Genomic DNA, 21,772 nt, shown 5'->3' with positions numbered 1-21,772 from the left:
TATCGTCAGGCGGGAATATCGGTCGTACTGACCGAGATTGGGTATGCTGTCCATGGACCAGCTTCGAGACGCGCCGAAAGAAAGGGTCCTCGAACGACCGGAAACGACCAGACCCGGCTCGCGAAGGGGGCTTCTTTGGGTGGTTTTTCTCGTGTTGCTGGCCATCGCGGCCGGGCTGTGGTGGCAGCGTCTGCCGGCCGGCCAGACCCCGCCGGTTTCCAGCCGCCCCGCGCAGCCTGCCACAGTCGGGGCGGCCACCGTCGAGACCGGCAACATCAACGTGACCGTCAGCGCTCTCGGCACGGTCACGTCGCTGGCCACGGTGACCGTCAAGACCCAGATCAGTGGCCAGCTCGTGCTGGTAAACTTCACCGAAGGCCAGGACGTGAAGAAGGGCGACCTTCTCGCGCAGATCGACCAGCGACCGTTCCAGGCGGCATTGGCCCAGGCGCAGGGCCAACTGGCGCGCGATGAAGCGCTACTGAAGGGCGCGCAAGTCGACCTCAAGCGCTATCAGGGCCTGGCGACCCAGAACGCAGTGCCGAGGCAGACTCTGGACACCCAGGTGGCATTGGTCGCGCAGTATCAAGGCACCGTCGAAGCCGACAAGGCCCTGGTCCAGGCCGCCACCGTCAACCTCGATTTCAGCAGCATCCGTTCCCCCATCGACGGTCGAGTCGGCCTGCGCCAGGTGGACGTGGGCAACTACGTCACGCCCGGCGATCCCGCCGGCATCGTCGTCATCACCCAGATCCAGCCCATCAGCGTGCTGTTCACCGTGCCGGAGGACCAGCTGCAGGCAATCGTCCAGCGCATGCGGCAGGGCGCCAAGCTGACCGTCACGGCCTATGATCGGAGCGGCACCACCAAGCTCGACGAGGGCGTTGTGGACACGTTCGACAGCCAGATCGACCCCACCACCGGCACCATCAAGCTGCGGGCATCGTTCCCGAATACCGACCGCAACCTCTATCCGAACCAGTTCGTCAACATCGAGCTTCTGCTGAACGAGCACAAGGATGTGACGGTCATGCCGACCGCCGCCATCCAGCGCGGCGTTCCCGGCACCTTTGTCTACCTGGTCAACGCCGACAACACCGTTTCGGTCAGGAAGATCAATCTGGGCGTGATCGACGGCTTGCGCACTGAGGTCTTGGCCGGACTGGCCCCCGGGGATCGCGTGGTGGTCGACGGTGCCGACAGGCTTCGCGACGGCGCGACGGTGAGCTTGCGCCCGGAGGAGCAAGCCGCGGCGCCCCCACAGGCTCAATCGGATCCAACCAAGCCGAGCTTGGCGCCGCCAAATCTGGGCAACTTGCGCAATCCAAATCCCGGCAACTCGCCCAATAGAAGACATGGGGGAAGCCGTCACACAAAATGAACCCCTCGCGACCTTTCATTCTTCGACCGGTGGCAACATCGCTTTTGATGGTCGCAATCATGTTGTCCGGAATATTGGCGTTCCGGTTCCTGCCCGTTTCGGCTCTTCCCCAGGTCGATTACCCGACCATCCAGGTCCAGACGTTCTATCCTGGGGCCAGCCCTGATGTGATGACCTCCTCGGTCACTGCGCCGCTGGAGGTCCAGCTCGGGCAAATCCCCAATCTCAGCCAGATGAACTCCGTGAGCTCGGCCGGGGCGTCGGTGATAACGTTGCAGTTCAACCTGTCGGTCTCGCTCGACGTCGCCGAGCAGGAGGTGCAGGCCGCAATCAATGCAGCCGGCAACCTGCTGCCGTCCGACCTTCCGGCGCCGCCGATCTACGCCAAGGTCAACCCCGCGGATGCACCAGTCCTGACGCTCGGGCTGACGTCGGAGACGATGCCGCTGCGCGACGTGCAGGAGTTCGCAGACACGCGGCTTGCCCAGAAGATATCGCAGCTTCCCGGCGTCGGCCTCGTGACCCTGACCGGCGGACAGCGGCCGGCCGTGCGCGTCCAGGCCGATCCGCGCAAGCTCGCGGCCTATGGCCTCAACATCGACGACCTGCGCACCACCTTGGCGAACGCGAACATCAACGCGCCGAAGGGAAATTTCGACGGGCCGGCGCGCTCCTATTCGGTCAATGCCAATGACCAGCTGAGAAGTGCAAAGGAATATGAGCCGCTGGTCATTGCCTACAAGAACGGCGCGCCGGTGCGCCTGAGCGACGTGGCGACCGTGATCGACGGCACCGAGAACAACAAGCTCGCCGCGTGGATGAACACCACGCCCGCGATCATCGTCAACATCCAGCGCCAGCCCGGAGCCAATGTCATCGAGGTGGTGGACCGCATCAAGGCGCTGCTGCCGCAGTTGCAGGCATCCCTGCCCAGCGCCATCAACGTCGCCGTACTGACCGACCGCACCACCACCATCCGCGCCTCGGTGCACGACGTCGAATACGAGCTGACCCTCGCCGTCATCCTGGTCGTGCTGGTCATCTTCGTCTTCCTGCGCAGCGCGCGCGCGACGCTGATCCCCAGCCTGTCCGTGCCTCTGTCCCTGGTGGGCACGCTGGGCGTGATGTATCTGTTCGGCTACAGCCTCGACAATCTGTCGCTCATGGCGCTGACGATCGCGACCGGCTTCGTCGTCGACGACGCGATCGTGGTGATAGAGAACATCTCGCGCTACATCGAGGAAGGTTATTCGCCGCAGGAAGCGGCCCTGATCGGGTCCGAGCAGATCGGTTTCACCATCATTTCGCTGACCGTATCGCTGATCGCGGTGCTGATCCCGCTGCTGTTCATGGGCGACGTCGTCGGCAGGCTGTTCCGCGAATTCGCCATAACACTGTCGACCACCATCCTCATCTCCGCGGCGGTCTCGCTCACTCTCGTGCCCATGGCCTGCGCCAAGCTGCTGAAGCCGATATCGGCGGTGCACGAAAACGTCTTCCAACGCGCCAGTCACGATTTCTTCGCCTGGGTGATCAGGGGCTACGGCCGCCTGCTCACCAAGGTGCTCGACCGGCAGACCCTGGTGCTGCTGATCGCGCTAGGCACTCTCGTCCTCACCGTGGCGCTTTACATCACGATCCCGAAGGGCTTTTTCCCCGTTCAGGACACCGGCCTCATCCAGGCGATCACGGAAGCACCGCAGTCGGTTTCCTTCAGCTCCATGGGCGAGCGGCAGCAGGACCTTGCCGCCCTCATCCTCAAGGACCCCGACGTCGACAGCCTGTCGTCCTTCATCGGGGTCGACGGTACCAACACCACGCTCAATGTCGGGCGCATCCTGATCAACCTGAAGCCGCACGATCAGCGCACTTCCGACATCACCGAAGTGATGCGGCGACTGAAGCAAAGCGCGGCGTCGATCCCCGGCATCACGCTCTACATGCAGCCGGTGCAGGACCTGACGATCGACGGTACGGTCAGCCGCACGCAATATCAATTCGTTCTCCAGGACGCCAATTCGGACGAGCTGGCGCAATGGACGCCCAAGCTGATCGACAAGCTCAACTCGCTGCCGCAACTCTCCGATGTCACGAGCGACCTGACGCAAAGCGGCCTTGCGGTCTTCGTCGACATCGACCGTGATCAGGCGGCGCGCTTCGGCATTACGCCTGCGACCATCGACAACGCGCTTTACGACGCGTTCGGACAGCGCATCGTCTCGACCATATTCACGACGACCAACCAGTATCGGGTCATCCTCGAGGCCGACCCTTCGCTGCAGCAATCGTTGCAGTCGCTCTCGTCGATCTATCTGCCGTCGTCGACCGGCGGCGCTCCGGTCCCCTTCCCCGTGGTCGCCAAGACGCATGTAGGCACCGCTCCCCTGCAGATCACCCACATGGGGCAGTTCCCGGCCACCACCATCTCCTTCAACCTCGCGCCCGGCGTCTCCCTCGGCGAGGCGATCAAGGTGATCGATCAGGCGCAGGCGGAGATCAACATGCCGATCAGCGTCATCACCACCTACCAGGGCGCGGCGCGCGCTTTCCAGGCCTCGCTCACCAACCAGCTGTTTCTGGTCCTGGCGGCGGTGGTGACTGTCTACATCGTGCTGGGCGTGCTCTATGAGAGCTTCATCCACCCGATCACCATCCTGTCGACCCTGCCTTCGGCCGGCATTGGCGCCCTGCTCGCCTTGATGGCGGCCGGCGAAGACCTGACCGTCATCTCCATCATCGGCATCATCCTGCTAATCGGCATCGTGAAGAAGAACGCCATCATGATGATCGACTTCGCCCTCGATGCGCAACGCAACGAGGGCAAGTCGCCGCGCGACGCCATTTACCAGGCATGCCTGCTCAGGTTCCGGCCGATCCTGATGACGACGCTGGCCGCCATCCTGGGCGCCCTGCCGCTCATGCTGGGCACTGGCGTCGGCTCCGAGCTCCGGCATCCGCTGGGCGTCTCCATTGTCGGTGGCCTGCTGGTGAGCCAGATCCTGACACTGTTCACCACGCCGGTGATTTACCTCTGGTTCGATCGCCTCGCATCGCGCCTGCAGGGCATCCGGCCTGATGCGTCCGAGGCGCAAGGCGTGGGCAGCAGGCCATGAACCTGTCGGCTCCGTTCATCCGTCGCCCTGTTGCCACCACGCTGCTCACGATCGGGCTCTTTGCAACGGGGCTGGTGGCGTATCCGCTGCTACCGGTAGCGCCGCTGCCGGAGGTCGACTATCCCGTCATTTCGGTGCAGGCGACGCTGCCGGGCGCCAGCGCCGAAGTGGTCGCAACCACGGTCGCCAGCCCGCTGGAACGGCATCTCGGCGAAATCGCGGACGTCACCGAGATGACTTCGACCAGCACGCTCGGCAACACGCGCATCACGCTGCAGTTCGGACTAGACCGCGACATTGACGGCGCCGCCCGCGACGTCCAGGCCGCGATCAACGCAGCCCGCGCGGACCTGCCCAGCAGCCTGCGGCAAAACCCGACATACCGGAAGGTCAACCCGGCCGACGCGCCGATCATGGTCCTTTCGCTCACCTCCGACACGCTGCCGACGGGCAGTGTCTACGATGCCGCCAGCACCGTGCTCGCGCAAAAGCTCTCTCAGGTGGACGGCATAGGCGAGGTGATCGTCGGCGGCAGCTCGCTGCCCGCCGTCCGTGTGGAGCTCAATCCGCAAACCCTCTACAAATACGCCATCGGGCTGGAGGACGTGCGGGCCGCACTCGCCGCCGCCAATGCCCACAGCCCGAAGGGCGCCATCGACGTCGGCACGCAGCGCTATCAGATCTACGCCAACGACCAGGCGAACAAAGCCGACGCCTACCGCTCGCTGATCGTGGCCTATCGCAACGGCGCGCCGGTGCGCCTGTCGGACGTCGGCGAAGTCAACGACTCCGTCGAGAACATCCGCAATGCCGGCCTCGCAAACGGCAAGCCGGCGGTCTTGCTCATCCTCTACCGGTCGCCCAACGCCAACATCATCGCCACTGTCGACCGGGTGAAGGCGCTGATGCCCACGCTGCGGGCATCGATCTCGCCAGCCATCGACCTCTCCATGGTGATGGATCGCTCGACCACCATCCGCGCCTCGCTTAAGGAGGTGGAGGCGACGCTGATGATCGCCATCGGGCTGGTGATCCTGGTCGTCTTCGCCTTCCTGCGCGACGTGCGCTCCACGCTGGTGCCGATCGTGGCGGTGCCGGTCTCCCTGGTCGGCACGCTGGGCGTGATGTACCTGCTAGGCTTCAGCCTCGACAATCTTTCCCTGATGGCGCTGACGGTCGCCACGGGCTTCGTGGTCGATGACGCCATCGTGGTGCTGGAAAACATCTCCCGCTACACCGCCGCCGGACTTCCCCCGATGAAGGCTGCGATCAAGGGCGCCGGCGAGGTCGGCTTCACCGTCCTGTCGATGAGCATCTCGCTCATTGCCGTTTTCATCCCGATCCTCCTCATGGGCGGGATCGTCGGCCGCCTCTTTCGCGAGTTCGCCGTCACGCTTTCCGCGGCAGTCCTGATCTCGCTCGCCATCTCGCTCACCACGACGCCGATGATGTGCTCGATACTCCTGCGCCGCCAGGACGACCGCCAGCACGGCCGGCTCTACCGTGCGAGCGAACGGGTGTTCGCCGCCATGCTGGACGGCTATCGCAGGTCTCTCGGATGGGCGCTGGCGCATCCTCGCCTGGTCATGCTGGCGCTTCTGGCCACGCTGTGCCTCAATGGTTATCTGTACGTCACCATTCCCAAGGGCTTCTTCCCGCAGCAGGACACGGGGCGGCTCGTCGGAACGATCCAGGCGGATCAGGCGATATCGTTTCAGCTGATGTCGGAAAAGCTCGCCCAGTTCGTCGATATCGTGAAGAAGGATCCCGCGGTGGACACCGCCGTGGGCTTCACCGGCAATACCCAGACGAATTCCGGCTTCATGTTCATCTCCCTGAAGCCCCTCGCCGAACGCAAGATTTCGGCTGACCGGGTGATCGGCCGCCTGCGTCGCGACCTTGCGGTGGTGTCGGGAGCCACGCTCTACTTGCAGGCGGTCCAGGACATACGTGTCGGCGGCCGGCAGTCGAACGCCCAGTATCAGTACACCCTGCAGAGCGACAGGTTGGCCGACCTCAACGAATGGGCTCCAAAGCTGACCGCCGCCCTGCAGGCCGAGCCCAAGCTTACCGATGTCAGCAGCGACCAGCAGAACATGGGTCTTGAAGCGAACGTCGTGATCGATCGCGCTTCCGCCGCACGCCTCGGCATCACCGTGAATCAGATCGACAACACCTTGTACGACGCCTTCGGACAGCGTCAGGTCTCGACCATCTACGTGGCGCGCAACCAATATCACGTCGTCATGGAGGTGGCCCCGCAATATTGGCAGCTTCCGCAGACGCTGAAGGAGGTCTTCGTGAGCACGGCGGGCGGCGCCGTCGGCGGATCGCAGGCGACCAACGCGGTGGCGGGAACCTTCCTCTCGCCCGGGCAGAGAACCTCGGCCGCCGCGATCGCAGCCGATGCCGCGCGCAACCAGGCAACCAATTCGATCGGCAACACCGGCAAGACCGTACCCTCCACGGGATCGGCGATCAGCACCAGCTTCGAGAGAATGATCCCACTATCCGCGGTAGCCCACTACGCCCCTGGAAGCACCCCGCTTGCGGTCAACCATCAGGGATTGTTCGTCGCTGCCACGATTTCGTTCAACCTGGCGCCCGGAGTGGCGCTGAGCGAAGCCGTGACGGCGATCAACGCGGCCAAGGAGCGCATCGGCATGCCCGCTTCGATCCACGGCAGCTTCCAGGGCACGGCACGCATCTTCCAGGAATCGCTTGCCAACCAGCCGCTGTTGATCCTTGCGGCGCTCATAGCCGTCTACGTCGTGCTGGGCATCCTTTATGAAAGCTATGCCCATCCGTTGACCATCCTGTCGACGCTACCCTCGGCCGGCGTCGGCGCCCTGCTGGCGCTGAAGATCTTCAACATCGAGTTCAGCATCATGGCGCTGATCGGCGTCATCCTCCTGATCGGCATCGTTAAGAAGAACGCCATCATGATGATCGATTTCGCGCTCGACGCCGAGCGCAGCCAAGGCATGTCCTCGCGCGACGCGATCTACCAGGCATGCCTGCTGCGCTTCCGCCCGATCATGATGACGACCATGGCGGCCATGCTCGGCGCGGTTCCGCTGGCGATCGGCCTGGGCGAAGGCAGCGAATTGCGCCAGCCGCTGGGCATCGCGATCGTCGGCGGCCTGATACTCAGCCAGATGCTGACCCTCTACACGACCCCGGTCATCTACATCTACATCGACCGCTTCCGGCTCTGGGCCCAGGGACTGCGCGCGCCGGTGCAACCGCCGCGGACGAGTCCCACGCCGTACGAATGAAGATGTCAGAGGATAACGCCGGTTCTATACTTCGCGAGCGTTGGCACGCGCTTTCTTTCCTGACTACTATTCCTGCTCGACATCGATCGAGCGTGAATATTGGGGACTCCAGAGGCAGCTTTCGCGACCGAAGCACGCTGGGGGTTAGATGGTTACAGAACCCTGGCTGGACACCTGATGCGTGGCGTTACTTGCAAGGCAATCCTTCCCGGTCTCCTGAGACGCCCTGCACACAGAGCCAACCGGTTTGGCCTTTTTCTCTCGATGGGTCTCATTGGCCTCAGCCTGTCAGGTTGTATTCTCGGCTCCGAAAAGCCCCATGCCGCCCTTGAGATTCCCGACGCCTACAAGAATGGCCCGAAGAAGAATGTCGAGGAGGCGGTTCCTGCACTGGACTGGTGGCGCGGCTTCCGCTCCGATGAGCTGACCAAGCTCATCCAGGAGGCGCAGGTAGCGAACCTGGACGTCGCGGTGGCGGTGGCGCAGATCGTTCAGGCCGACGCGCAGGTCGGCATCGCCGGCGCGCCGCTGTTCCCAAGCCTCACCGGCACGGCAAGCGCCGAGCGCGTACGCGTGGCCTCCACCACCATCAACGGAACCACCACTCCTGCCGAAACCTACTCGCTCTACAATGTCGGGCTCACCGCAAGCTACATAGTCGACTTCTGGGGAAAGAACCGGGCCGCGCTGTTTTCCGCCGCCGAGAGCGCGGCAGCCAGCCGGTTCAATCGTGAAATCGTCACGCTCACGACAATTACGACCGTCGCCAACACTTATTTCCAGATCCTGGCCGCGCAGGATCAGATACGCGTCGCACGCAGCAACCTTGCAGCTTCGACGCGCATTCTCGATCTCGTCCAGAAGGAGTTCGCCGGCGGCACCGCCTCGCAGCTGGACGTGTCGCAGCAGGCCGCGCTTGTGGCCACGGTGCGCGCCTCCATCCCACCGCTTGAGGTGACGTTGAGGCAGAACACGGCCGCGCTCGCCGTGCTGGTCGCCCGCGCTGCCTCCGACTTTGGCGTCAAGGGCCGCAGCCTGAACCAGATCACGGTTCCGCGCGTGACGCCCGGTCTGCCGTCCGAACTGATCTCCCGACGTCCCGACATCCGCCAGGCCGAGGCACAGCTTGCCGCCTCCAACTTCAGCGTCGAGGTGGCGCGGGCCGCATTTCTGCCGCAGATAACACTGACCGGCACGACTGGTTACCAGAGCATGCAGTTGGCCAAGCTGTTCACGCCGGGTCACTGGTACTACACCCTCGTGGCAAGCCTTTCGCAGCCGATCTTCGACGGCTTCCTGCTCGAAAGCCAGTTGCAGCAGGCCAGGGGTGTTCAACTGCAGAACCTGCAGGCCTACCGCAAGGCCGTGCTTGCAGGGTTCTCCGACGTGGAGATGGCGCTGGTCGCCCTTGAGCAGACGACCATCCAGGAACGCCTTCAGAAGGACGTGGTCACCAATTCGCGCAAGGCCTTCGAGGTGGCGGAAGCGCAACTGCACGCGGGCACGGTCAGCCTGATCAACGTCCTGCAGACTGAGCAGACGCTTTTCACCGCCGAGACCACGCTGGTGCAGGTGCGGCTGAGCAGGATGCTGGCCTGCACCAGTCTGTTTCAGGCGCTCGGCGGCGGCTGGCTGTGGCCGGTACAGCAGGCCGCTTTCGAGACGCAGTAGAACGCAGGCCGGTTCTGGGTCAGACCTGCACGATCGAGCTGAAGTCGAACGACTCGCCCGGCGGATTCTCGCCGATCCGCAGATTCGTCGGCGAGGTGAAATGATAGGGCGGGACGGGCAGGTTGTAGGGCGCCGGCACATGGTTGTAGACGCGGCCGGCGAGGTCGTATTTCGAGCCGTGGCAAGGGCAGAAATAGCCGCCGAACCATTCCCGGCTCGGGTCGGCTTGGGGCTGGAACAGCGGAATGCACCCCAGATGGGTGCAGACTCCGACCAGCACGGCATAGCGTGGATTGACCGATCGCGACCAGTTCCTGGCGTAAGGCGGCTGCTGTTCCACCGTCGAATCCGGATCCGAGAGCATCGCCACCAGGATGGGGTCTTGCAATGTCTTCAGCGCAGCATCCGGTCGGTCGATGATGAACACTGGCGTTCCTCGCCAGCGGACCGTGACCTGCTGGCCCGGGCCGATCTTCGACACGTCCACGTCGACAGGCCCGCCGGCGGCGAGCGCGCTTGCATCGGGTCTCATCTGGTCGATGAACGGCCAGAGGGCGGCTCCAGTGCCAACCACTCCGAAGCATGCGGTGGCAATGTAGAGGAAGTCGCGGCGGTTCGGGTTGTCGTGTGGTCTTTCCGGGCGGTCTGCTGCGAAGTGAACGCTGGACATCTTCTTCAATGCTCCAACTCGCGATCATGTTGGCCCATGATCGCGGCGTTTCACCACTTTGCTCTCCTGTCTGCGCAACGTAACCGCGAGGCTTCCGTTCCCGCATCGATTGATCAATTGTCGCGGATTGCACCCTTTGAGATACGCCTCCACCGGCTTGTCGGCGGGCCGGTGTAACAACTGCGCGATCACCGGCCTCTCGACGCGATTGTCGCAGCATACGAGCTTGTAGTAAGCCTCCACAGACACTACCTCGCCGCATGCAAAAAAGCATGCAGTGGTTCAATCGGATGCAACTCAGCGCCTCCATCGACTTCTTTCCCGCTCTTGAACACGACGACGCGGCACTACTCGACGAGGTGCAGCGACAAACGTTTCGCTTTTTCTGGGAAGGCGCCCACCCGACTTCCGGCCTGGCGCGCGATCGCCAGAAGACCACGGGAGACCCGAAAGGCGATCTCGTCGCCGTCGGCGGATCCGGATTCGGCGTGATGGCGATCATCGTCGCGGTCGAACGCGGGTGGATTTCCCGCAGCGAGGCTGTCGAACGCATTTCCACGATGGTGACTTTCCTCGCAAAGGCCCATCGCTACCACGGCATGTTCCCGCACTTCCTGGACGGCCGGACAGGCGAGACGATTCCCTTTGGGCGCAAGGACGACGGCGCGGACCTGGTGGAGACCGCCTTCCTCTTCCAGGGATTGATATGTGTCCGCGAATATTTCGACGACACGGCAGGCGGCGAGCAGGAATTGCGCGTGCAGATCGACGATCTGCTGGCACAGGCCGATTGGAACTGGTTCACCCGCGGCGGCACCCACCTCTATTGGCACTGGAGTCCCAAGCATGGCTGGGCAATGAACCACAGGGTTGCCGGCTGGAACGAGTGCCTGGTGGCCTACATTCTCGCGGCCGGCTCGCACACTTACCCGATCGCCGCCGCCGCCTACCATGAGTGCTTTGCCGCCGGCCCGGCGTTCCGCAACGGCAAGAGCTATTACGGCATCGAGCTGCCGCTCGGCATGGACTATGGCGGGCCCATGTTCCTGGCGCATTATTCCTTCTGCGGCCTCGATCCGCGCGGGCTGAAAGACCGCCACGCCGACTATTGGGAGCAGAACGTCCGGCACGCCCGGATCAACCATGCGCATTGCGTCGCCAACCCGCACGGCCACCACGGTTACGGGCCTGACTGCTGGGGGCTCACCGCCAGCCACGGCCCGGTGGGCTATGTTGCCCACGCGCCAGACCTCGACATGGGCGTGATCACGCCGAGCGCCGCCGTCGCAAGCCTTCCCTACGTTCCGGTCGAAGCGATGCGGGCCTTGCGCTATTTCTTGAGCAAGCCAAGGAAGCGCATCTGGGGCCGGTTCGGCATCGTAGATGCCTTCTCGGAAGGCCGAAACTGGTATGCGAGGACCTATCTGGCCGTCAATCAGGGGCCGATCGTCATCATGGCGGAGAACTACAGGACCGGCCTCCTCTGGAACCTGTTCATGTCCGCGCCGGAAGTGCGCGCGGGGCTGCTGCGGCTCGACTTCGAAAGCCCCCATCTCGGCGGCCGGCATGCTCCGTCCAGTGCCGAACCATCGCCTATCCCCAGCGGCTGATCTCGCGCCGCCCCGCCGAAGCCGTCATTTCGCCGGCACCGTGGCTCTTCGCTTTTTCGGCGCGGCCTCCTTTCCAGCCAGCGCAAGCGCAACCACCGGGTTCAGGCTATCGACCATCGATGACGGAATGAGGATGGTTGTTCCGCGCTCCTTGGTCGTTTCGTAGATGATGTTCATGGCGCGCAGCTGCATGGCCATCGGATGATCCGAATAGGTGTTGGCCGCCTCCACGAATTTGCTTGCTATCGCCGCTTCAGCCGAACCGAGGATCACGCGTGCCTGCTTCTCGCGCTCGGCCTGGGCCTGTCTGGACATCGCGTCCTGAAGGGCGACAGGGATGGCGACATCGCGGATTTCGACCGCCTTCACCGAGATGCCCCAATCGACGATCTTGCGGCTGATTTCGCTGCGCAGCCGCTCGTCGGCAGCCTTGCGTTCCGACAGCAGCTCCGAGAGCATGGTTGCCCCGATCATCTCGCGCAGGGATGTCTGGGCGACACGATCGATCGCCTCGCGGTAGTTGGTGATGTTCAACGCCGCGTGCTGCGCATTATGTACGAACCAGAAGATGATCGCGTCCACGTTCACGGGCACCGTGTCGCGCGTCAGCGCCTGTTCGGCGCTGAAGGCCGTGGTCTGGATGCGCTGGTCGATGATGGCCACCACATTGTCGACGACCGGAATGATCAGGAACAGCCCGGGCCCCCTCACGCCAAGCAGCTTGCCCGCGCGCAGGATGACAAACCTCTGCCAGGTGTTCGCCATCTTCAGCGAGGCGGCGACAAGTATCGCAACGATGAAAAAGGGGACGGCCCAGTAAGGATGCCCTTTTGCACTCAGAGCCGCGCCTGCCGCCGCGAAGACCAGACTGAGAAATAAAGCTATAGGGTTCATTGCCTCCGCTCCCTGCTCGATCAGGCAGTTTTGCAGGCTTCATTATTGAACTACCGCAGGACCCTCGCCGGGCAATATCGTTCACGCGCCCCTCAAGGACCCGAACCAAAATGAAGTAACATTTTCGCTGACAAGGCGTTCCGCCTGCCGTTCACCGGGCCAACACGCGAACGTGTTGGCCCGCAAGGGTCCGAAGGCGAGATTCAGACAGCTACAACCAGAAAAAAATACTATGATAACAAATGCTTCGCCGGATCGAAGGCTACGCCCAGAGGATCGCGGGATGTCGAACAGACGTAGTGCCTCATTCGATCCGAAGTCCTTTCTCGCCAAGGTCGGCGAAGGGCGCAGCATTGGCAGTTATGACGAAGACCAGATCGTCTTTTCGCAAGGCGACCTCGCCGATGCGGTCTACTACCTGCGGCAGGGCCGCGTGAAGGTCACTGTCGTCTCGGAACAGGGCAAGGAGGCGGTGATCGGCATCCTTGGGGCCGGTGAATTCTTCGGCGAAGGTTGTCTCGCCAGGCAAGCGCTGCGCACGGCCACGGCAACCGCCATGACCGCTTCGGTAGTCGTGCGGCTCGAAAAGGCAACGGTCATGCGCCTGATACGTCGCGAACCGGCATTCTGCGAAATGTTCATCGCACACCTGCTGGACCGGACTACCCGCCTGGAGGCGGACCTGGTCGACCAGCTGTTCAATTCTAGCGAAAAGCGGCTCGCGCGGCTGCTGCTGCGGCTGGCTCATTTCGACAAGGAGGGCAAGCCTGAGCCGATCGCCACGAAGATCAGCCAGGAGATGCTTGCGGAGATGATCGGGACGACACGTTCCCGCGTCAGCTTCTTCATGAACAAGTTCCGCAAGCAGGGTTTCATAGACTATAATGGCACCATCAAAGTCCATGGCTCGCTGGCAAGCGTCATCTTGCCAGACCAACCGAGACCGAAGACATGAAACGCCGGGGCATTTGACGTGCAATTTGTCGCGGTGTGCAATTTTGCACAGTCTTTATTTTGACGCAGACGTAGCATCATGGCGAAGGAGTGGGCCGCCCCTCCTCCCGGACTGTACAGAGCCTGGGGCGCCCAGCTTCCATAGTTGGAGGCATAACATGTACATGTCAGCGGAAAATGTTGTGATCGTGCTGGTGGTCGGTCTCGTCCTCGGATGGCTCGCTGACCAGCTCGTTCAAGGCTCCAGGTTCGGAATGATAGGCGACCTTATCATCGGAATCGTCGGCGCTTTCCTCGGTACCTGGCTGCTCCCGATGATCGGCGTTCATATTGGCGCGCCCCTTGTGGCCTGGACCATTAACGCGATTATCGGCTCGCTGGTGCTGCTGCTGATCGGCCGGCTGGTACACGACGCCGGCACTTGGCAAAGGCACCATCACCCGTAATCGGGATACAACCGTATGAGAAACCGGCCGGGGCGAGTGGATCGCCCCGGCCGTGGCATATGGACAAAGCCCAACGTCGGAAACTGATCTTCCCTACTTCCGCATCGATGGCGAAAGACGGCGCCACGCCCGGTTTCCATCACAGGCGACCATTTCGTTGGCGACCTCGGGACCATCGCTTCCTGAGGCATAGTTCGGGAAATCCGGCTTTTTTTCCGCCCAGGCGTCGAGCACCGGCTGCACGATGCGCCAGGTTTCCTCCACCATGTCGGCCCGCATGAACAGCATCTGGTCGCCGATCATGACGTCGTAGATCAGCGTTTCGTATCCGACATTCGGCTCCTTGGGGAACCAGTTATTGTAGCGGAAATCCATTTTCACGGCGGCAAGGTCCACCACCGGGCCGGGGCACTTGACCTCGAACTGCAGGGAAATCCCCTCCTCGGGGGCGATGTTCAGCACCAGCCAGTTGGGGCGCAGCGACGTGACCGGCGTGTCCTGGAATACCGCTGCGGGCGCCTGCTTGAAGCGCAGGGCAATTTCGGTGGTCCGCTGCGGCATGTGCTTGCCCGTCCGCAGGTAGAATGGCACGCCGGCCCAGCGCCAGTTGTCGATCTCGAGCCGCATGGCGACATAGGTTTCGGTGCTGGAGTCCGCCGCTACGTCCGGCTCGTGGCGATAGGCCTTCGTCCGCGTGCCCAGCACCACGCCGGCCCCATACTGGCCACGCACCGCCCATTCCGGACTGGCGGCCGGCATCGCGGCAAAGACCTCGGCCTTCTTGTTGCGGACCGACGCGGCATCGAAGCCGGTGGGCGGCTCCATAGCCACCATCGAAAGCAGTGCGAACACATGGTTCGGAACCATGTCGCGCAGCGCACCGGTCTCCTCGTAGAATTTGCCCCGCCGCTCCACGCCCACCGTCTCGGCAACCGTGATCTGCACATGATCGATCCGGTCGCGGTTCCAGATGGGCTCGAACAGCCCGTTGGCGAAGCGGAACGCCATGATGCTCTGGACCGTATCCTTGCCGAGGAAGTGGTCGATCCGGTAGATCTGGTCCTCCTTCAGGGTGCGCAGGATGCGAGCGTTCAGTTCACGGGCCGTCTCCTGGCTGTGGCCGAAGGGCTTTTCGATCACCACGCGGCGCCAGAAGGAAGGTTCCCCCCCGACACCCTCTCCCTCGTCGGTAAGCCCCGCCTCGCCGAGCCGATCGATCACGGTTCCGAAAAGCCGGCTGACAACGGCGAGATAGAAGATCGCGTTGCCTCGCGTGCCGTGGGACCCTTCGGCCTCCTCTAGCGCGGCGCGGACTTTCTCGTACACGTCGGATGTCGTGAGGTCTCCCTGGACATATGACATCTTGTCGGCGAGCCGCGCCCAGGCCGCCTCGTCGATCCCGTCGATCTGGAACCCGCCGTCGGCATTGCCGACGAAGCTCTTGAGCATGTCGAGAAGATGCGCCTGCCAGCTCTCGACGGTTCCCTGTGCCATGTCCACGCCGATGAGCGCGAACTTCTCCGGCAGCAGGCCGGTGCGCGAGAGGTTGTAGAGTGCCGGCACCATCAGGCGCTTGGTGAGGTCGCCACCAGCCCCGAATATGACCATCGCGCACGGGTCGGCCGGTTTTGCCTCGTGGCGCGGCCTGGCCTCCACCGCAAAACCTGGCGCAGATTCTGGCATCGGCCGATCGTTGGGCACACCCCTACTCCGCCGCGCTGGATTTGCGATCAACGGACTCGGTGCCCTCGACATGCCCGCCGAAGCCGAAGCGCATGGCCGAGAGCAGCTTCTCCCCGAAGGTGTGCTTCTCCCGCGAGCGGAAACGGGCAAAGAGCGCAGCGCTGAGCACGTTCGCCGGCACCCCCTCCTCTATGGCTGCATCGACGGTCCAGCGCCCCTCGCCGGAATCCTGGACATAGCCGGAGAACTCGGCCAGCTGCGGATCCTTTGCCAGTGCGGCCGCGCCGAGATCCAACAGCCACGACGACACCACGCTGCCGCGCCGCCAGACCTCCGCGATGTCGGAGACGTTCAGCTCGAAGCGCTCGTCCTCCGGCAAGTCCGGCGAATTCTTTCCGCGCAATATGTCGAAGCCTTCGGCATAGGCCTGCATCAGCCCGTATTCGATGCCGTTATGCACCATCTTGACGAAATGCCCGGCGCCGCTGGGGCCGGCATGGATGTAGCCGCGCTCGGCGCGGGAGTCGCGCGCGCCCCGCCCCGGGGTCCGCGGAATGTCGCCCTGCCCCGGCGCCAGCGCCGAGAAGATCGGGTCGAGATGGTCCACGGCCTCCTTCGGTCCCCCGATCATCATGCAGTATCCGCGCTCGATGCCCCAGATGCCGCCGGACGTGCCGCAATCGACATAGCGGATGTGCTTGCTCGCCAACTTCTCGGCGCGCCGGATATCGTCCTTGTAGAAGGAATTGCCGCCGTCGATGATGATGTCGTCGGGGCCCAGCAGGCCGCCGAGCAGCGCTACCGTCTCCTCCGTGATCCGGCCGGCGGGCAGCATCAGCCAGACCGCGCGCGGCTTTTCCTTGAGAGCCCGCACCATCTCCGCCAGCGAGCCCGCAGCCGTCGCGCCTTCCCTTGCCAGCGCTTCGCGCGGCTTGGCGTTGGTGTCGAACACCACGCAGCGATGACCCGCCCGCATGAGGCGGCGTGTAATGTTGCCGCCCATGCGGCCTAGTCCAACCACGCCGATCTGCATCCGTCTCGCTCCTTGCATAACCGCCATTATCTGAGCGCCACCTGCATGGCCTGCCCCAGTTCCGCCAACCCCGAGTCGACGTCCTTGAGATGAATGCGCAGTGCGCGCCGGCCGCGCTCCACCATCGCCTCGAGGTCGCCGCGCGCCTGCGCGGCCTTCACCACGCCGAAGCTGTAGGCGTGGCCAGGCACTTCGATGTCGGCGGGATCGTCGCAGGTGATCTGCAGGAACACGCCCGAATTGGGCCCGCCCTTGTAGGCCTGCCCGGTGGAATGCTGGAAGCGCGGCCCGAAGCCGAGGCAGGTGGCGGCATGGGTCCTGTCGCGGATGCGCGTACGCATCTCCGTCAGAGCCTCCTTATGGGCGTCATTGCGCTGCATGTAAGCCAGCAGCGCGATGTAGTCGCCAGCCTTCGCGCCCGAACGCGCCCGGCGGAAATGGCTGCGCAGATAGCCCGACAGCGTCCTGTGCCTGCCAAGCTCCCTGGCATCCCGCGCGTCGGCATAGATGGCAAGGCCGTCCTGACGGAACACCGGCACCTCTTCCGGCAGCCGATGCGATTTCTCGTAGGCCGCGGTAAGCGCGCTCGTCTTCTTCTTGCTGGCCTCCACGTCCGGCTGGTCGAACGGGTCGATGCCGATGATCGCGCCGGCCACGGCGGTCGCAACCTCCCAGCGGAAGAATTCCTGGGCGATATGCCAGCGATCCTTCAGCCTGATACGGACAACGGGATGGCCTGCCCGCTCCAGCGCCCGCATCATCTCGCGTTGCGCCGGGTCGGCCTGCCCTTCGAGCTCCATATGCACGAAGAAGCGGTCGCGCCCGTAACGCCTCGGCATGGCGAGCGGCTCGTCGGCGACCGGGATCAGCCCGCGGTCGTGCTTGCCGGTGCTCTCAGCCAGAAGCTGCTCCAGCCAGGCGCCCAGCCCTGAAATCGCGGGCGATGCGATGATGGTCACCTTGTCGCGTCCGAAACGCGTAGCAGCAACGCCCATGGCAATCCCGAGCCGTGCACCGGGATTCTCTGCCGGCGGCACGTCGGCGCCACAAGCCCGCTCCATGTGCAACGCCGTCTCGAGCAGGCGCCGGATGTCCAGTCCCATCGCCGCTGCCGGCACCAGCCCGAACTTCGAAAGCACGGAATAGCGGCCGCCGATCGAGGTCACGCCGTGGAAAACATGGGCGAAATTCATCCGCTTGGCGCGCCTGTCCAGAGACGAACGCGGATCGGTCACGGCAACGAAATGCTCGCCGGCCTTGTCCATGCCGTGCAGCGCTGCGACACGGTCGAGGAAATAGTCCAGGAAAATGTTGGGCTCCAGCGTGCTGCCGGACTTGGACGAGACGATGAACAGCGTTCTGCCGAGATCGATCTCGCGCTCCATCGCCTTGATCTGCGCGGGATCGGTGCTGTCGAGCATGTGGAAACGCGGCCAGCCCGGCTGCGGCCCGAATGTCTCGGCAAGCACCTCCGGGCCCAGGCTCGAACCGCCCATGCCCAGGAGAACCACGTCGCTGAACCTGCGCCGCTTCACGTCCTCCGCGAATTCCTGCAGCCGCTTGATGCCGGCCAGTTCGCGCTCCGCAACGTGCAGCCAGCCGACCCACCTGTCCTCATCGGTGTTGTCCCACAGCGACTTGTCGCCGGACCAGAGCTTTCGTATGCGCCCGGATCTGCGCCACGCCTCGGTTTCTTCCCGCAAGGCGCGCGCCATTTCCGCCGATCCCGCCGTGATCTCCAGGCTTGGCGTGTCGCCCTCCAGCAGCATACGACGGCGGCGCGCGATGGTGCCGAACAGCTTGTCGAAGGAATCGGCAAACTGCTGGACGCCGTCCTTGACCAGTTCCGACGTGACCTCGTCCAGCGAAATGCCGAGCGCCTCCAGCCTGGCAAGCATTGCGCGAGCGCCGGCGACGTCCTGCTCGATGGCGTCCGGCATCACCTTGCCGTGGTCGCGGAAGGCAGTCATCGTCGCGGGCGGGATGGTGTCCACGGTGTCGCGGCCGACGAGCGCCTCGACATACATGGTGTCCGGATAGGCGGGGTTCTTGGTGCTGGTCGAGGCCCAGAGCAGGCGTTGCGTCATTGCCCCGGCCGAAGCCAGGCGATGCCAACGCTCTCCGGCGAACAGCGATTTGTAGCGGGAATAGGCGAGCTTCGCATTGGCGATCGCCGCCTTGCCGTGCAGGAGCTCCGCGGCGCCCTTGTCGGCCAGCCTGTCGAGCCGCTTGTCGACGGCCGAGTCGATGCGGCTGACGAAGAAGCTGGCGACCGAGCCGATCCTGGAAATGTTGCCGCCGGCGCGCTGCAGATCCTCGAGCCCGGAAATAAAGGCCTCCGCCACCTGCTCATAGACCTTCACCGAGAACAGCAAGGTGATGTTGATGTTCAGGCCGCGGCCGATCAGGGTCCGGATCGCCGGTATGCCCGCCGGTGTCGCCGGCACCTTGACCATCAGATTGGGGCGGCTCACCGCGGTCCACAGCCGCATGGCTTCCTTTATGGTCGCCTCGGTGTCATTGGCGAGATAGGGCGAGCATTCCAGGCTGATATAGCCGTCCCTGCAACGCGTCTGGTCGTAGGTCGGACGCAGCACATCCGCGGCGGCCCTTATGTCCGCCAGCGCCAGATGCTCGTAGATCGCGGAGACGCTGTGATCCGAATTGGCCAGGAACCGCTTCAGCGAGTCGGCATATTCGTCAGTTTCGGCGATCGCTTTCTCGAAGATCGTGGGGTTCGAGGTCATGCCCTTTATCCCGTCCTTCTCGATGAGCGATCGTAGCTTGCCCTTATCGATCAGGCTGCGCCTCAGATAGTCGAGCCAAACCGACTGGCCACATGCTTCGAGTTGCTTGAGCGGGTTATTCATGGCGTCTGCCTCCTGGGCCTCGCATCTGCTCTCTGGCGGCGGCAAGCACCTCCTGGGGCGTGAAGCCGAATTTCTTGAGCAAGTCCTTGATCGGAGCCGAAGAACCGAAGGTGTGCATGCCGATCTTGGTCCCGGTGTCGCCGACATAGCGGTCCCAGCCGATCATCGAGCCCGCCTCGACCGACACGCGCGCCTTGACGTCGGGCGGCAGCACGCTGTCGCGATAGGCCTGATCCTGCTGCTCGAACAGCTCCCAGGACGGCATGCTGACGACGCGCGCGGCAACGCCCTCCTGCCTCAGCGTCTCGTAGGCCTCGATGCAAAGCGCGACCTCGCTGCCCGTGCCGATGAGGATCACCTCCGGCTTGCCCTTCCCGGCGTCGGCCATGACATAGGCGCCGCGAGCGACACCCTTGGCCGAGGCGTAGCGGGTACGGTCGAAGGTCGGCACAGATTGACGGGTCAGCACGAGGCTGGCGGGCTGATGCTTCTGCCCGATGATGACGCGCCACGCCTCGACGACCTCGTTGGCGTCAGCCGGCCGCAGCGTGATGAGGCCGGGGATGCTGCGCAGCGCGACAAGCTGCTCGATCGGCTGATGCGTCGGCCCATCCTGGCCGACACCGATCGAGTCATGCGTGAAGATGAAGATCACCGGCAGCTGCATGAGCGCGCTGAGCCGGATCGGCGGCTTCATGTAGTCGGAAAAGATGAGGAAGGTCGAACCATAGGGCCGGAGCTTGCACAGCGCGAGCCCATTCACCACCGCGCCCATGACATGCTCGCGAATGCCGAAATGGAAGTTGCGCCCGCCATATTCATGAGCCTCGAAGTCTCCCGCCTGTTCGAAATTGAGGTGGGTCTTCGTGGACGGCGCCAGGTCGGCCGAGCCGCCGATCAGCCACGGATAGCGCGGCGCGATGGCGTTCAACACCTTGGCCGAAGAGTCGCGGCTGGCAAGACCCTTGGCGTCGGCCGGGAATACGGGAAGGTCGGCATCCCAGCCGTCGGGGAGCTTGCGCTTCTGCATCCGGTCCAGCTGGTCGGCAAGCTCCGGATACTGGACGCGATATGCCTTCATCCGTTCCTGCCAGGCCTTGCGCAGCTCCTTGCCGCGCCGGCCGATACCGGCACGGAAATGCTCGCGCACGCCGTCAGGCACCAGGAACTTGGAATCCTCCGGCCAGCCATAGGATCGCTTGGCGAGGCGGATCTCCTCCACCCCGAGCGGCTCGCCATGCGCGGCGGCGGTATCCTGCTTGTGCGGGGAACCATAGCCGATGTGGCTTTCGAGGATAATCAGCGTGGGCACGTCCTTGGTATGGCGGAACGTCTCGATCGCCTGCGCGATGCGCTCGGTGTCGTTGGCGTCACCGACCCGCCGCACGTTCCAGCCATAGGCGAGAAAGCGCGTCGCCACGTCTTCGGTGAAGGCGAGGTCCGTGTGGCCCTCGATGGTCACCCGGTTGCTGTCGTAGATCCAGCACAGGTTTCCGAGCATCAGGTGCCCGGCCAGCGAAGCGGCCTCGCTGGAGACGCCTTCCATCATGTCGCCGTCGCCGCAGACCGTGTAGACTTCGTAGTCGAACATCGTGAAGTCGGGCCGGTTGAAATGCTGCGCCAGCCAGTCTCCGGCGATCGCCATGCCCACGCTGTTCGCGCAGCCTTGCCCCAGAGGACCTGTCGTCGTCTCGACACCCGTGGTCAGGTGATATTCGGGATGGCCGGGGCACTTGCTGCCGATCTCGCGAAACCTTTTGATATCCTCCAGCGAGACCGAGGGTCGGCCGAGCTGCTCATATTCGGCATCCACGGCCTTCACGCCGGTGAGGAACAACAGCGAGTAGAGCAGCATCGAGGCGTGCCCGTTGGAGAGCACGAAGCGGTCGCGGTTCGGCCAGATCGGATCTTGCGGATCGAAGCGCAGGAAGCGCTGCCACAGCGTATACACCAGCGGCGCCAAGGCCATCGGCGTGCCGGGATGACCGGAATCGGCCTGCTGTACCGCATCTATGGACAAGGTGCGGATGGTGTTGATGCTAAGCTCGTCCATCAGGGACGTGCCGGGCATCATGGCTGCTTCCCGGGCAGCCCCACCGCGTAGCTTGCCGATGGAAGGTGGGCGGCGCCTGCCGGCCTTTTCCGCGCGGCCGATGGTGGCGTGTCCGG

General features: G+C 63.8%; 13 protein-coding genes. 7 read left to right on the top strand and 6 right to left on the bottom strand.

Annotated features, from left to right (window positions below; genetic code table 11):
• Positions 1-43 precede the first annotated feature (43 nt).
• The 4 genes from ABLE85_RS16575 to ABLE85_RS16560 all read left to right on the top strand — a co-directional run bounded on the left by ABLE85_RS16575 (position 44) and on the right by ABLE85_RS16560 (position 9,443).
• Complete coding sequence (locus ABLE85_RS16575) at positions 44-1,381, top strand: MdtA/MuxA family multidrug efflux RND transporter periplasmic adaptor subunit (RefSeq protein WP_348793819.1); 1,338 nt, start codon at positions 44-46, stop codon at positions 1,379-1,381.
• Positions 1,378-4,494 carry an MdtB/MuxB family multidrug efflux RND transporter permease subunit gene (locus ABLE85_RS16570; RefSeq protein WP_348793818.1) on the top strand — a complete coding sequence of 1,039 codons (3,117 nt, stop codon included), beginning with the start codon at positions 1,378-1,380 and terminating at the stop codon, positions 4,492-4,494. The genes ABLE85_RS16575 and ABLE85_RS16570 overlap by 4 nt, the downstream gene beginning before the upstream one ends.
• Positions 4,491-7,772 (top strand): efflux RND transporter permease subunit, encoded by a 3,282-nt coding sequence (locus tag ABLE85_RS16565; protein WP_348793817.1) that lies wholly within the window; start codon positions 4,491-4,493, stop codon positions 7,770-7,772. Before ABLE85_RS16570 ends, ABLE85_RS16565 begins: the two co-directional genes overlap by 4 nt.
• A gap of 264 nt (positions 7,773-8,036) precedes the next feature.
• Positions 8,037-9,443, top strand: coding sequence for an efflux transporter outer membrane subunit (locus ABLE85_RS16560; RefSeq protein ID WP_348793816.1), 1,407 nt, complete (start codon positions 8,037-8,039; stop codon positions 9,441-9,443).
• 19 nt (positions 9,444-9,462) lie between these two features.
• Here the strand turns inward: ABLE85_RS16560 and petA are convergent, their stop codons facing one another.
• Positions 9,463-10,113: a ubiquinol-cytochrome c reductase iron-sulfur subunit gene (gene petA, locus ABLE85_RS16555; protein ID WP_348793815.1), complete on the bottom strand. Its 651-nt coding sequence runs from the start codon at positions 10,111-10,113 to the stop codon at positions 9,463-9,465.
• A gap of 272 nt (positions 10,114-10,385) precedes the next feature.
• On the opposite strand from petA, the gene ABLE85_RS16550 reads away from it, so the two are divergent.
• Positions 10,386-11,723 carry a glucoamylase family protein gene (locus tag ABLE85_RS16550; protein WP_348793814.1) on the top strand — a complete coding sequence of 446 codons (1,338 nt, stop codon included), beginning with the start codon at positions 10,386-10,388 and terminating at the stop codon, positions 11,721-11,723.
• A gap of 24 nt (positions 11,724-11,747) precedes the next feature.
• Here ABLE85_RS16550 and ABLE85_RS16545 read toward each other — a convergent pair whose 3' ends face one another.
• Positions 11,748-12,617 carry a slipin family protein gene (locus ABLE85_RS16545; RefSeq protein ID WP_348793813.1) on the bottom strand — a complete coding sequence of 290 codons (870 nt, stop codon included), beginning with the start codon at positions 12,615-12,617 and terminating at the stop codon, positions 11,748-11,750.
• A 283-nt stretch (positions 12,618-12,900) separates the two neighbouring features.
• Between ABLE85_RS16545 and ABLE85_RS16540 the strand changes: the two genes are divergently transcribed.
• Positions 12,901-13,572 carry a Crp/Fnr family transcriptional regulator gene (locus ABLE85_RS16540; RefSeq protein WP_348793812.1) on the top strand — a complete coding sequence of 224 codons (672 nt, stop codon included), beginning with the start codon at positions 12,901-12,903 and terminating at the stop codon, positions 13,570-13,572.
• A gap of 157 nt (positions 13,573-13,729) precedes the next feature.
• Positions 13,730-14,017, top strand: coding sequence for a GlsB/YeaQ/YmgE family stress response membrane protein (locus ABLE85_RS16535; protein WP_348793811.1), 288 nt, complete (start codon positions 13,730-13,732; stop codon positions 14,015-14,017).
• Between the two features lie 93 nt (positions 14,018-14,110).
• On the opposite strand, the gene zwf is transcribed toward ABLE85_RS16535, so the two are convergent.
• From zwf to tkt, 4 genes are read right to left on the bottom strand one after another with little or no spacing between them, the layout of a single operon-like run.
• Positions 14,111-15,700 (bottom strand): glucose-6-phosphate dehydrogenase, encoded by a 1,590-nt coding sequence (zwf, locus tag ABLE85_RS16530; RefSeq protein WP_348793810.1) that lies wholly within the window; start codon positions 15,698-15,700, stop codon positions 14,111-14,113.
• 22 nt (positions 15,701-15,722) lie between these two features.
• Positions 15,723-16,733, bottom strand: coding sequence for a phosphogluconate dehydrogenase (NAD(+)-dependent, decarboxylating) (gnd, locus tag ABLE85_RS16525; RefSeq protein ID WP_348793809.1), 1,011 nt, complete (start codon positions 16,731-16,733; stop codon positions 15,723-15,725).
• A 26-nt stretch (positions 16,734-16,759) separates the two neighbouring features.
• Positions 16,760-19,603: a bifunctional transaldolase/phosoglucose isomerase gene (locus tag ABLE85_RS16520; protein ID WP_348793808.1), complete on the bottom strand. Its 2,844-nt coding sequence runs from the start codon at positions 19,601-19,603 to the stop codon at positions 16,760-16,762.
• Positions 19,596-21,677, bottom strand: coding sequence for a transketolase (gene tkt, locus ABLE85_RS16515; RefSeq protein ID WP_348793961.1), 2,082 nt, complete (start codon positions 21,675-21,677; stop codon positions 19,596-19,598). The genes ABLE85_RS16520 and tkt overlap by 8 nt, the downstream gene beginning before the upstream one ends.
• Positions 21,678-21,772 lie beyond the last annotated feature (95 nt).

The sequence above is a fragment of the Mesorhizobium sp. KR1-2 genome (genome assembly GCF_040045035.1).
Lineage (GTDB): Bacteria > Pseudomonadota > Alphaproteobacteria > Rhizobiales > Rhizobiaceae > Pseudaminobacter.
Note: the sequence above shows the minus strand (reverse complement) of the source record. Positions and strands in the feature narration are given on the sequence as shown.